We start from the raw sequence: 13,181 nt of genomic DNA on the forward strand, positions 1-13,181 counted from the left end.
TATGATCTGATGATTGTCTTCCTGATCATTATACGTAAACGACTCTGTGAATGCCCGAAGCTTCATAAGGGATCTCCATCAGTCGGTCTACCAGATTCATTCCGTAATGATTCATGTATTCCAGAATGTTGTATACCCTCTCCTGATGTTTACCTTCTGGCAGCAATGTCTGTTCAATCCGGTTCCACTGTGCCAAGGCAGCTTCATGTTGTAGTTCTAAAGCATTACGGGATTTTGTTAATAAATAATCCATTTGTCCCAATATTTTATCTTTATTGGTCTGGCCTAATTTTAACAGCCCCGACTGCATTCTGCCAAGATCTTCTATTAAAGGCTGATATAATTCTTCAAACTGCTTTCGCGTCTCGTCGAATCTCGCCTCTAAATTCAACTCATCCTTACTGGCAAGCCAAGCCTCCCGTTTCTCCGATAAGCGATACTGAACATCGTTGAAGGATAATCCATATCTCTCCATTAGCTTATGAATGGTGTCGTCGACCATGGTGAATGACATCCTCGGAATGATCAGCGGCATCTGTAAACCCAGATCCGTAAAGGCGTAACGCGTAATCGCCCAATAGGAAATCTCGCCAGGCCCAAGGATCGTTCCAAGCACGGGGAGCAATGAGTCCTGCATGATCGGGCGTGTCAGCACATTGTTGCTGAACCGTTCTGGATGCTGATCTAAGTCACGAAGCAGCTCTTCGTCGGTTAATGACACAAGGCCTTTGCGGTCTGTGAACATCCTGCCTTCCCGATATAGAAGCAGGCGTCTGCCTTCATGCAAATAGAACAAGTTGGCCCCATTCTCGGACACATCAGCTTGTACTTCATAACCTAATCCTGCAATATCCCTCGCAGCCTGCTGGTACGAAAGTCCTAGTGACTCATTTCGAGTGATGAGTGATTTGAAGACAGGTACTTCAAGCGCCCGAAGAGCTGGATCAGCAGAATCAAGCAGAATCAATCCATATTTACCAAACATCCTGCTCATGAATTTAGCGAACGCTTCGCTTAAATTGGCCGATTCGTTAAACGTTTCCCGTGCAAGCTTCAGCAGGTCGGCCTTGAATTCACTATCAGCCAGTTGATTCTGGAGCTCTTTCAACATCTCGCTCCAGTCTTCTTCAGCAACGTCAGTATAACTAACCGATGTCCTAAGTCCATCTTTGGCTTCAAGCTTGATTTTGGAAAGCTTCTGATCCTGACCCAGGAAGTACGTATGGTTCGCTTCATCCCAGTCATGATCTTCCCCAGCGATCCAAAAGACGGGTACGACAGCGCGGTTTAGACGTTCCTCTGCGTCTCGTGCTGCTTGAATCACCGTCATTGCTTTATAGACCACAAGCAGAGGTCCAGTGAACAAACCGCTTTGTTGCCCGCCCACCATAGTTAAAGTTCCTGGCTGCTCCAAAAGCTGGAGAGATTTATGTACAGCAGGATGATCGTTGTGTTTAGTATTGTACATTCGAAGACAGTCTGTCAGCGCTTTGCGCGAAACTCGTTTGTCTTCCGAAAGATCCAGCCATCTTGCCCGCTCGGCATAACCCTGCTCACCGCGGTAATCTTCACCGTAGAACCCGCTTACCCGCTCAAAATGATGAATATAATCATGGGCGAGCTGCGAAGCGAGGGATAATGGTTCCGGAACGATATTCATGAGGTATGCCTCCTATTCTACGTCGCAACCAAATCAAATTGTGTGCAAATTCTATCTTTGCTTATCATTTTGCCTTTCTTGATTGTACCGAATGTTGGTATTCTCCGTCAAAGGAAAAGAATAGCCGCCGGCACAAGGCCTGCGGCTATTCTTAAAGCAGCTTGCTAATTTTAACTGGGTTATCTTAAGCGTAGGCCCTGGCAACCCAGTGGCCTTTAGACACTTCCACCAATTCAGAATCCTTGACATCCAATTGAACCGTTCCATCTTCCCCTTTGGCAGCTGAAATTGGTCCTTGCATATCATTTTCCAATTTAAGGCGTTTTTTATTCGCTTCAATCTCCGGATCCGGAATTGGAATTGCGGATAGTAAGGTTTTCGTGTACGGATGGATTGGATTCGCATACAGTTCTTCACTATCTGCAAGTTCTACCATTTTGCCCAAATACATAACGGCTACCCGGTCACTGATATGCTTGACCATGGACAGGTCATGTGCAATAAACAGATAGGTTAAGCCAAGGCGATCCTGCAGATCCTTCAATAGATTGACAACCTGTGCTTGTATCGAAACATCCAGAGCCGATATCGGCTCATCACAAATGATGAACTTCGGATTAACAGCAAGTGCACGGGCAATTCCGATCCGCTGGCGCTGACCGCCCGAGAATTCATGAGGGTACCGGGTCGCATGGTCACTGTTCAAGCCGACCATATCCAGCAGTTCTTCTATCCGCTTCTTGCGCTCGGCGCGGCTGCTAGTCATGCCGTGAATGTCCAAAGCTTCTCCGATAATGTCCGACACCGTGAATCTTGGGTTCAACGAAGCGTACGGGTCCTGGAATATCATCTGCATATCGCGGCGCATCGCTTTCATTTTGCCGGGGGACAGCTTGTAGATGTCCGTGCCATTAAAATTAACACTGCCAGCCGTAGGTTCATAGAGCCGTAGAATTGTCCGTCCAGCCGTAGATTTGCCGCAGCCGGATTCTCCTACCATACCAAGCGTTTCACCTTCACGTATATAGAAGTTCAGGTCATCAACCGCTTTAAGAATCTGTCCCTTGCCGACATTAAAATACTTCTTGAGACCCTTTACCTCAATCAAGTGGTTATCCTTCATGAGCCCTGTGCCTCCTTCGCCATCGGATGCAGATTCCAGCAGCGCGCCATATGCGTGTCGCTGAATTCCGTTGCACCCGGGTCAACCCGTTCACAAATTCGCATGGCCTCGTCACAGCGAGCAGCAAAGGGACAGCCCACAGGCGGTTTAATCAGATCCGGAGGAGTACCCACGATCGGAATCAGCGGCTCATCCTTCTTCTGATCCAGGCGCGGCATGGAACGTAGCAAACCTTTGGTGTAAGGATGCTGTGGATTTTTGAAAATCTCCCACTTCGTTCCCGTTTCCACGACTTCACCTGCATACATGACGATGACACGGTCGCACATGCCGGCAACAACGCCGAGGTCATGCGTAATCAGAATGATAGAAGTGCCAAGACGCTCTTGCATTTCCTTCATGACGTCCATAATCTGTGCTTGGATCGTTACGTCGAGTGCAGTCGTTGGTTCATCAGCAATCAGCAGAGTCGGCTTGCACGCAAGGGCGATGGCAATCATCGCACGCTGACGCATACCACCGGAGAACTCATGCGGATATTGATCAAAGCGTTCCTCCGCATTCTTGATGCCCACTAGCTTCAGCATTTCGATTCCATGCTTCTTGGCTTCCGAGAATGACATCCCTTGGTGCTTAATCAGCACCTCTGTGATTTGCTTGCCTATTTTAATAGTAGGATTCAGCGAAGTCATCGGATCTTGGAAGATCATACCGATGTCCTTTCCCCGAATCGCTTCCATTTGTTTATTCGTTTTCTTGAGAAGATCCTGTCCTTGAAAAATGACTTCTCCCTTTTTTATCTCCGAGGGTGGGGACGGAATCAATCGCATAATGGTCTGGGCAGTAACACTTTTACCGCTTCCGGACTCACCGACGATGGCAACCGTCTCCCCCTTGCCGACTTCAAAATTCATGCCGCGGACGGCTTTCACTTCTCCTCCGCGCACATGAAACGATACGTTGAGGTCCTTCACCTGCAAGATCGGTTCCATACCTTCCCACCTCCTATTTTTTCAATTTCGGATCAAGCGCGTCGCGAAGTCCATCACCGAAAATGTTAAATGCCAACATCGTCAAGCTGATAAATAGAGCAGGGAATAACATCCGCCATGGATAATACATCCATCCGGACAAAGCATCGTTAATCATGGAACCCCACGAAGCGACAGGCGCTTGAACTCCAAGACCAAGGAAGCTTAAGAATGCCTCGGCAAAAATCGCGCTTGGTACCGACAGAGTCAATGTAACGATAATCGGACCCATGGCGTTCGGGATTAAGTGACGGAACAACAGACGCCCTGTGCCTGCACCCATCGAACGCGATGCGAGCACGTATTCTCTGTTCTTAAGTTGCATAATCTCGCCCCTTACAATCCAGGACATGTTAATCCAGCCCGTGATCGTTAAAGCGAGTATGATGGTTCCCAAGCTCGGTTCGAATACAACCAACAGGAGAATCGTCACAAGCAGGTAAGGAATAGAGTACAAAATCTCTGCAAACTTATTCATGAACTCATCGACGCGGCCACCAAAATATCCCATGATGCCGCCATATATAACACCAATCATCAAGTCAATCGCAGCTGCTGCGAGACCAACGGTCAAGGAAATCCGAGCTCCCATCCAGGTGCGGACAAATACATCGCGACCCAGATCGTCGGTTCCAAACCAATGTTCTGATGAAGGCGGCATATTCGTATTCATCAAATCATTCGTTTCATAGTCGTAATTCGAGATCATCGGGCCAATGATGGCCATAATGACAATAAGGATCATAATAATCAAGCCTGTCATAGCAAGCTTGTTCTTGCGCAGTCTCTCCCATGAATCTCTCCAAGAGGATAAACTTTCGCGCTGTATAACCTCAGATTGCTTCTCGTCTGGACCAATCTTCTGAAAATCTTCAGGCGTCAAGTTTAGTGCCGCGGGATGAGGCATACGTTGTTCATTCTCCATGTCTACCTCTCCTTCCCGCCGGTCAATTTAATGCGTGGATCCACAAATACATAAACGATATCCGTGAGAAAACGAGCCAGCATCAACAAGATTCCGTAGAATATGGTGATTCCCATAATTACTGTGTAATCACGATTTGTAATACTCTCAACAAACTGCTTACCAATGCCGCCGATACCGAAAATCTGCTCAATAACGACCGAACCAGTAATAATATTCGCTGTCATTGGGCCAACATATGTGACGACCGGAAGAATCCCGTTTCGAATAACATGGCGGAACATAATCGCAATCCAGTTAAGACCTTTTGCCTTAGCCGTCTTGATATAATCCGCATGCAGAACTTCCAGCATGCTGGACCTTGTTAAACGAGCGATAAATGCAATCGGTTGTGCAGATAGTGCCATTACTGGCAGCACATAATCTAGCGGACCTTCAAAGCCCATAACATTAAAAATATGCGCTTTTTCGGCCAACACATATTGCAGCAATGACGCAAGTACAAAACTCGGTACCGCGATACCCAAAACCGAGATAATCATGGCGATGTTGTCAATCAGCTTGCGGTGATACAAAGCTGCAAGCATCCCCAGTAGCACACCCACGATGACGGATACCACAATCGCGATCAGCCCCAAACGGAGTGAAGGACCAAATGTGTCTACAATAATACCAGTTACGGATTCTCCCTGTTTCTTCATCGACAAACCAAAGTCACCCTGGACTATATTGCCCAAGTATTTCGTATATTGCTGAAACACCGGTTTATCCAAATCATACTGTTCCATCAGCCTCGCCAAAATTTCAGGCGATGGCTTTTTCTCTCCCATAAACGGATCGCCCGGTATGGCTTTCATAAGAAAAAAAGTGGCTGAGATCAGTATGAACAACGATACAAGCATATAAAAAAACTTATTCGCCACATACCTCAGCATTTCGCTAGCCTCCTGATCAGTTGTTCTAAGCCAAGCCCGTCCATTTCATTGTATTATTTTCAGGACGAACCTGGCATCCCTTAACTTCCACCAATGGACACAAGATTTGGAAACCTTGCGCTCATATAAAAAATCGGGATATATATGAGGTTGAAACACCCCACATATATATCCCGAAACGCAATCCTTTAAATATTGTACAAAGGACTACTCGATATAGGCACGTGTGAAATCAAGATCACCTTTATAATCCAGATGAAGATTCTTCACCCATGGCTTAACCAGGGAGACACTGGAGTAGTAATAGATCGGCATTACAACCTGGTTGTCTTCCACGAGAATCTTCTCAGCTTGAGACATGTACTCCATACGTTTAGCGTTATCGCTAGTTGCATAAGCATCTTTCACAAGTTTGTCGTATTCTTCGCTCTTGAAGCCGGTATCGTTGTTTCCACTCTTAGATGTCCACATGTCAATATAAGTCATCGGGTCGTTATAATCCGCGCCCCAACCGGAACGTGCAATCTGGAAGTTCAAACCCGAACGGTTCTTAAGGAACACGCCCCACTCTTGGTTTTGAACTTTTACCGAAACGCCGAGGTTATTCTTCCACATATCTGCAATTGCTAGGGCAATTTTCTTATGATTATCATCGGAGTTGTGGATCAAAGTCACTTCAGGCAAAGTAGTGTAGCCTTTTTCCTTCATACCTTGCTCGAGCAATTTCTTAGCTTCTTCAAGATTCTCTTGGAAATAAGTGTCTGGCACTTCTTTACGGTACTCATCAGACTCACCTTTGATACCTGGAGGCACAAATCCGAATGCTGGAATTTGTCCGCCTTGTGTGATTTTCTCTACGATGGCCTTACGGTCAATCGCCATGGCGAACGCTTTGCGGATGTTCACATTGTCAAATGGTTCTTGCGTTGTGTTAAAGATATAGAAATAAGTTGATGAAATGCCTTTGATCATCAACTCATCGCCAAGTTCCTTTTTGATCGCATTCAGCTGATCTGTCGGAATGTTGCCTGTTGGATGACCTGCATAATCCAATTCATCATTACGATAGCTCGAAAGCTCAGTAGCAGAGCTGTTTACAATACTCATTTGAACTTTTTCAAGTTTGATGGAGTCCTTGTCCCAGTACTGGTCGTTCTTCACTAGCTCAATCTTTTGACCTTTTGTCATTTGTGAAACTTTGAACGGACCATTGCTGATCAAAGTTTCTGGTTTGGTAGCCCAGGAAGCATTACCTTCAACGGAGCTATGAACCGGATAGTAGGTTTGGAATGACATCAAGCTAAGGAAGTACGGTGTTGGATTTTCCAGTGTAACTTCCAGCGTATAATCATCGGTTGCTTTGATCCCCACTTCATTAGCATCCTTGATCTCACCAAGGTTGTACTTTTCAGCATTCTTGATGTAGTACAGCTGATAAGTATACGGAGAAGCTGGTGTGAAGTTTGGATCAAGTACGCGTTTCCACGCGAATTCAAAATCTTTAGCCGTTACTGGATCGCCATTGCTCCACTTGGCATCCTTGCGAAGCGTGAAGATATATTTCAATCCATCCTCAGAAATATCCCATTTTTCGGCAACACCTGGTTTTTCAGTGCCGTCTTCACCTTTACGAACCAGACCTTCAAATACAGCATTGATGACTGTATTGGAGTTATTGTCCTGAGACAATCCTGGATCCAATGTTGGAGGGTCGGAAGCAAGGTTTAGACGAAAGACTTGTTCTTTCGGCTTGTTACCGGCTTCCCCATTGTTGGCACTTTGATCTTTCTTGTCAGCTCCGCACGCGGCCAACACTGAACTGAAGGCAAGAATCAGCGTCATGAGAAGCATTAATTTCTTTTGTTTCTTCATCTTGCGGTATCCCCCTCATAGATTTTAGGTATATGCTTAGCAATTATACAACCAGTGGTCAAAAAAATCCAGAAATCAGCAAATTGAAAAATCTGCCTGATCCAGTGATCAAACAGATTTATCAATAAATTCTAACTATTATATTGTTCTTACATCATCTTAATTATGTAGGAGACCATGCCAAAAAATGTTAAAACTATGTAGCCGAGAGCCATGGAAACGAACCCTAGCCGCCAGACGGCTCGCACCAGCCGTTTTCCATTAACCTTACCTTTCCAGCGGTTCTGTGCGCTTCCGATCAATCCCGCTGCGATGAGCAGCAGAAGCAGGATGAGATAAAAACCGAATTTGTTTTGGAATGTATTATTAAACAAGGCGGAAACCGAAAACAGCAGAAAAAAAGTGGTAACATCCATAGCGAGCTCCATCGCTTGTTTTCGATTTTTATTTCTATACAACACGACGAAGTAAACAATTAAAAACGGAATAGGCGGAAAAAGACTTAATGTGTGAAATATCCCCTGTAAAAACCCCATGTTATGACCTCCCTAGATTTTCATCCCCCTGATTAATTGCTCTATAAGTTCATGCGTCGGTACGGATACACCAAATTTATGCCCCATACGGGCTATACTGCCGTTAATCCAAGCAACCTCCGTCGTCCTATTCTCCAAAACATCCTTCAGCATGGAGGACGTGTTACCCGAAGTTGACCGACAGACTTGTATTATTGCATCCCACAGATTGCTGCCATAGGGTATGCTTCCCGCTTCGTATACGGCTAGCCCTTCATCATATAATTGCTTCATCAAATCAACCCGTTCCGGGGATAATAACAGCTCTCCGTTCGTTATTCGCCACAAGGCAGTCAAAGGATTAATAACTGCATTCATCAGCAGTTTGCGGTAGATGATCCCCTTCATTTCTTTCGACAAAAAAGCTTCAAATCCTGCTCTGTTCAGCTGTCTAACTAGCTCAATTTCGGCATCCTCCTGCAGGGAGTTTTCATCAGGTATCATTTTGCCGATTGTCGTCGTTCCATGACCGGCATGCAGCACAGAAACATCACTCGTACGTCTGGCTCCTTCCGTGGTGATCGCTGCATAGAGGGACCAATTGGGCAGCAGTTCATGAAGGCGTTCCAAATGGCCTGTACCATTCTGAAAACATATTAGTCTGTGATGATCCTGGCCAAGAGGTTCCAGCAACTCCGCAGCCATTTTTTCAATCCCTTGTTGCTTAATCATTAAGAATATATAATCAGCATCGGCTACGGCACTGGACCCGGTGAAGGAAGCCCACGAGCTCACTGAGAAGCCTTCAGAATTAATCTTCATTTGCTGCCCATCCATGTCTTCGATGGTGATATCGGTGCTTCGGAGCTTATCCGCTTGTTCCTCGCTGCGGCACCATAAGCTGACACTGCAGCCTGAATCAGCAAGTTTACCCGCATATAATAATCCCAAAGAGCCTGCTCCAATGATATGTATGTTCATGTAGATCCTCCAATTTACTATAACTGTAATCCATCAGCATCGAATACTAGTCCTAGTATATATCAGAATAATCTCTTATACGCACAAATAACCCGCCAAAGCGCATGAAATGCACTAATGCGGGTTACGGCGAAAGCAAAGGAACCTTTATTACTCGATGCGTTCCAGATTACCGTTTGCATCCATTTTGAAACGAGTCTTAAGCTCCTCGTCCTCTTCGTTTAAAAAAGCCAGTCTGCGTGCACGATCCATTATTTGAATCAGTGCCTTATAATCATCATTGACTACATGATAATCTGTTTTCACTTCGCTTACTTCCTTCAATAAACGCTGATTCTCGCTGCGAAGCCTTGACAGTTCATCCTCTTTTTCACGCAGGTTCTTCTCAAGCAATTTATACTGCCGTGAGCTTTCTTGCAGTCCACCTTTCCACTGGCGCAGAAAACGGATAACCGCATCAATGGACAGTGTTTCTTCACTTACACCATCATTCTTGTAAACTTCCTGCTCCATTTCTGGAGCAGTCAAACCGGCAACCTGCGGTCCGCTGAGCACAGGCTGTTTTTTATAATAACTTCTTTTTTGACGCTGAGATTTCGCCAAGCTGATAGCATCCTCATATTTCTTGCGAACGCAGCTGTTCCAACGAAATCCGCAAGCCGCCGATGTCCGGCCAATTCTTTCTCCGACTTCTTCAAAAGCGGCCAATTGGGTACTACCCTCACGAATATGGCGTAAGGTCACTTCAGCCAATATCAAGTCGTCTTCTGCACTCCATGCATCCTGTCTCACTGCTGACATACCATAAAACCCTCCTAACGACATCCTTAAAATAACCGTCTTCAATACCGTAATCGGCTGCTGAATAGGGTATAAAAACTGCTTAGTTCATTTCTATGCCTCTCATAGAGTTCATAGAATCTATTTGATACTAAAATGTATTTCCATTTTTATTGCAGAACATACTCTTACTGGGCAAATGCGGTGAATAACACAAATTGTTTACGAATTCAATGACATACTTCGGGTTAATATATAAAAAATGAATGTTTTCTTGAGTTAGGCGTTTACACGATTTTGCCATAAGGCTATAATGGTCATAGCAGCATTATGTGCGTACATACGAGAGGAGGATATAATCGTGGCACGGATGTTTCGGGTCCTTGGCTTTTTTACCTTAACGATCGGGTTGATGGCCTTTGCCGGAGATCATATTGAAATGGCGCTGCTCTTCTTCCTGCAGACTGCTTTTTTCGTGATCCTGGGTTATTTGAAATTCACGGAGAGAACCTATATTCTTCTCTTCTGGGCTTATATGATCGTGACCTTCACGGGCTTTAGCTATTGGACGGTCTTCATTATGGGCAAACCACTCTAATCAAGAAGCCATGCAAGCGATTTAATAAAGTCCACCAGTGTTACCTTGGACAACCCAAGGTCAGATATAACGCTGGCGGATTTTCCTTGCGATTAGAGAAGTGTATCTTAAAAGAGCGATCAGGTGCTTTCACTGCCGGATCGCTTTTTTAATGTCCTAAAGGTTGATAATTGAGTCGAACACATCATATATTGTTTAAAATGAAGGGACAAGGCAAGCAGCGGATGGATTCCTTTCGACTAACAACCATTCAAGGAGGACTCCCATTTGAATGTACGAGTAAAATACCCAATCCTCCCGTTCTTGCTGTGCATGGTCTTGTTATTTTCCTTTATGACTGCACCGACAGCAGTTTATTCGCAACAAGATCTCAGCCCCATGGCTCCCGACTCGGAAGAAGCTCGCAAGCTTCTGGAGGACAGTCTCTCCATCGTCGAGATTGATTATGAAATCGAACGGATAACGAAACGGATGAAAGAACTGGAGCTGCTGCAGAGCGAGCTGCAAGTTCGAATTCAGGAGATGGGCTTGCGCATCGAGGACAGGCGTAATCGAGCCGGAGCTGTGCTTCGCTCCTATTACATGGGAGAACGAAGTCAACTATTCTACATGTTGTTGTCAGCCAAGAACTTAGCCGGCTTTTTTCGAATCATGGACTTTTACGATATCATTATTCAGAATGACCGGGATACGCTTAAAGCATACAACAATCAATACCGCTCCCTAGCTTCTGCAAAGGCTGAAGCAGCCCGTAACGCAGACCAGCTCATCGACGTCAAGGATCGCCTCGTAAAGCAGCGTGAACGGGTGCTAGCGCTTGAACAGCAGGTTGACGGAGCGCTAAGTGCCAGCAGTAATCCTGAAGCCATGAAGAAGCTGATCGAGGAATTCACATTATACTGGGAGAATGTCGGACTATATGAAGTAAAACGGCATTTCCAGGCACTGGCCAATGCCATGGAGAATCTGCCTCAATTCGTACAAGGGAGCAAGAATATCCTGAAGACGAATGGCAAAGTATACACCATCGATATCCATGAAGATGAACTTAACACTTTTTTGAGAAAAGAGAATGAGATTTTCAACAGTTTTGCTTTCCATTTCGAGAACGGAAAAGTTATAGCTTCGGGTGAGAGCGGCAATCTGTCACTGTTGATTGAAGGAAAGTACACGGTAATCAATGATCCCGAGAATGCGATCATGTTCCAAGTGGATAAACTCGTGTTTAATCGGTTGGAATTGCCCGACACGACACGTACAGCGCTGCAGGAAGAATTCGACATGAGCTTCTATCCGAAGCAGCTTGTGTCTTTCTTGAAGGCAACAGAAGTATCCAGCGAGAATCAGAGATTAGTGGTACAAATGGAGCTGGATTTATAAAGTTACAAAAAAGCTGCCTTCGTTAGGCAGCTTTTTTGGACTATGTTTATTACTAATCAGATGTATACAAGTTCATATATTCTTCTATAGTGATTTCACCCATCAACAACTGATATGAAGCTTGGGTGTAAGCGTGAAATCCATCTGGTTCTCCAAAATCCAAGGCTGCAGCTTCATTTCGTGAAAGCAGCACCTGAACCGGAACCGCAACCTTTTGCCAGATTCCGCGATCCCTGAGGTTCGTACTCATGGTATACATTTCGGAAGCAACAGGTAACGTGCCTACGGCCTTGCTCCACTCTACCTCTGCCGCTTTGGATGTCATATACGTAACCCATTCCATGGCCAAGGCAGGTGACTCTGTGTTTGCTGCTACTGCAAAGCTTCGGGAACGGACGATAGGTGTATTCAGATGAGTTTTTCCCATTCCCAATATAGCAGATACTCCCTCGCTATCTTTCCCCGTAAAGCTCGAATATGGTTCAATTACCATTGGGAGTGGCTCTGTCTCTGAAGCAGATGGATCCGTATCCTTTGTATCCCCACTCTGCTGCTCGTTATCAGTAGATCCATGGAAATGACGGATCAACCTCTCAAGCACCTCTTCCTCTGGTTTGGTCGGATCTCCTTCAAGCACATGAACCGCCGCACCAAAAGCATAGGGATCCCCCGGGTCGAATGAGAGGACCGGGTTATCAGGCATCTTAAATGGTGAACCTTCCTCCCCTTTATTCTGCCAGGTCAGGATATATGGATCGACATCAAACGGCATTCCCCATTGATATCCGTTCCACTGCAGCGGCGCCAAAAGGCCATTCAACAAATCTCCATTCGGTATGGCTGCTTGTGAAGCATCGATCGGCAGCAGATATCCACTCATTGCAAGCGCTTTAATATAATGCGAATCCATAAGTATAACATCTGGCCCTTCGCCGAGGGACATATGGAGCAGCAACGATTTAGTTTGTGTCTCCCCCGCTTCCAGGGGTGTTATTTCGATATCGGCACCGGTCTCTTGCATAAATCTTTCGTTCAACATTTGGAGTTGACCAAGCTCATCCGGATTCAATTGGACTCCGATCTTAATCGGACCTTGATCACTCTCCGGTAACTCCGGCCTCTGTTGTGGAGGAACGGGTTCATCTCCTGGCGGTTCTCGTCTGGTATGATGAGTGAAGTCAAAGCTGGGAGATAAACTGGATAAAGATAATAGTAAAATGGCAAACAAGAACCAATACTTCTTACGCTTCAAATCCCATCTCCGCTCCTTCCTTAATCGCATGCCCTTATTTTACCAAACTCCTAGTGCTCTTGTCCTATCTTTTTTTGTTGTCTTGTCCATATTTTACTAAAGTATTGCCAGTACAAAAGAGACTGCCCA

12 protein-coding genes are annotated in these 13,181 nt (G+C 45.5%); 2 read left to right on the forward strand and 10 right to left on the reverse strand.

Annotated elements, in window-relative coordinates; genetic code table 11:
* Positions 1–28 precede the first annotated feature (28 nt).
* The 9 genes from bshC to ABEQ74_RS21055 form a co-directional block, all read right to left on the reverse strand.
* Positions 29–1,660, reverse strand: a complete 1,632-nt coding sequence (gene bshC, locus ABEQ74_RS21015) for a bacillithiol biosynthesis cysteine-adding enzyme BshC (RefSeq protein WP_430124077.1) — start codon at positions 1,658–1,660, stop codon at positions 29–31.
* 184 nt (positions 1,661–1,844) lie between these two features.
* Entirely contained in the window at positions 1,845–2,783 is a 939-nt protein-coding gene (locus ABEQ74_RS21020) for an ABC transporter ATP-binding protein (RefSeq protein WP_430124079.1), read from the reverse strand.
* Complete coding sequence (locus tag ABEQ74_RS21025; protein ID WP_430124080.1) at positions 2,780–3,775, reverse strand: ABC transporter ATP-binding protein; 996 nt, start codon at positions 3,773–3,775, stop codon at positions 2,780–2,782. The genes ABEQ74_RS21020 and ABEQ74_RS21025 overlap by 4 nt, the downstream gene beginning before the upstream one ends.
* A 13-nt stretch (positions 3,776–3,788) precedes the next feature.
* Positions 3,789–4,739, reverse strand: a complete 951-nt coding sequence (locus ABEQ74_RS21030) for an ABC transporter permease (protein ID WP_430124081.1) — start codon at positions 4,737–4,739, stop codon at positions 3,789–3,791.
* Positions 4,740–4,741: 2 nt separating this feature from the next.
* Positions 4,742–5,674, reverse strand: a complete 933-nt coding sequence (locus tag ABEQ74_RS21035; RefSeq protein ID WP_430124083.1) for an ABC transporter permease — start codon at positions 5,672–5,674, stop codon at positions 4,742–4,744.
* A 207-nt stretch (positions 5,675–5,881) separates the two neighbouring features.
* Positions 5,882–7,546 (reverse strand): peptide ABC transporter substrate-binding protein, encoded by a 1,665-nt coding sequence (locus tag ABEQ74_RS21040; protein WP_430124084.1) that lies wholly within the window; start codon positions 7,544–7,546, stop codon positions 5,882–5,884.
* 149 nt (positions 7,547–7,695) lie between these two features.
* The gene (locus tag ABEQ74_RS21045) at positions 7,696–8,082 is read right to left on the reverse strand and encodes a DUF3397 domain-containing protein (protein ID WP_430124085.1); all 387 of its coding nucleotides are present in this window, start codon (positions 8,080–8,082) and stop codon (positions 7,696–7,698) included.
* A 12-nt stretch (positions 8,083–8,094) separates the two neighbouring features.
* Complete coding sequence (locus ABEQ74_RS21050) at positions 8,095–9,042, reverse strand: ketopantoate reductase family protein (RefSeq protein WP_430124086.1); 948 nt, start codon at positions 9,040–9,042, stop codon at positions 8,095–8,097.
* A 150-nt stretch (positions 9,043–9,192) separates the two neighbouring features.
* On the reverse strand, positions 9,193–9,843 hold the full coding sequence (locus ABEQ74_RS21055) for an RsfA family transcriptional regulator (RefSeq protein ID WP_430124087.1): 651 nt from the start codon (positions 9,841–9,843) through the stop codon (positions 9,193–9,195).
* Between the two features lie 340 nt (positions 9,844–10,183).
* Between ABEQ74_RS21055 and ABEQ74_RS21060 the strand changes: the two genes are divergently transcribed.
* Positions 10,184–10,420, forward strand: a complete 237-nt coding sequence (locus ABEQ74_RS21060) for a DUF2626 domain-containing protein (RefSeq protein ID WP_006209059.1) — start codon at positions 10,184–10,186, stop codon at positions 10,418–10,420.
* A gap of 267 nt (positions 10,421–10,687) precedes the next feature.
* The gene (locus tag ABEQ74_RS21065; protein ID WP_430124088.1) at positions 10,688–11,800 is read left to right on the forward strand and encodes a coiled-coil domain-containing protein; all 1,113 of its coding nucleotides are present in this window, start codon (positions 10,688–10,690) and stop codon (positions 11,798–11,800) included.
* Between the two features lie 52 nt (positions 11,801–11,852).
* On the opposite strand, the gene ABEQ74_RS21070 is transcribed toward ABEQ74_RS21065, so the two are convergent.
* Positions 11,853–13,052 (reverse strand): extracellular solute-binding protein, encoded by a 1,200-nt coding sequence (locus tag ABEQ74_RS21070; RefSeq protein WP_430124089.1) that lies wholly within the window; start codon positions 13,050–13,052, stop codon positions 11,853–11,855.
* Between the last annotated feature and the right edge of the window lie 129 nt (positions 13,053–13,181).

This window comes from Paenibacillus solani (assembly GCF_050475945.1).
In the GTDB taxonomy this organism is placed as follows: domain Bacteria; phylum Bacillota; class Bacilli; order Paenibacillales; family Paenibacillaceae; genus Paenibacillus_AQ; species Paenibacillus_AQ solani_A.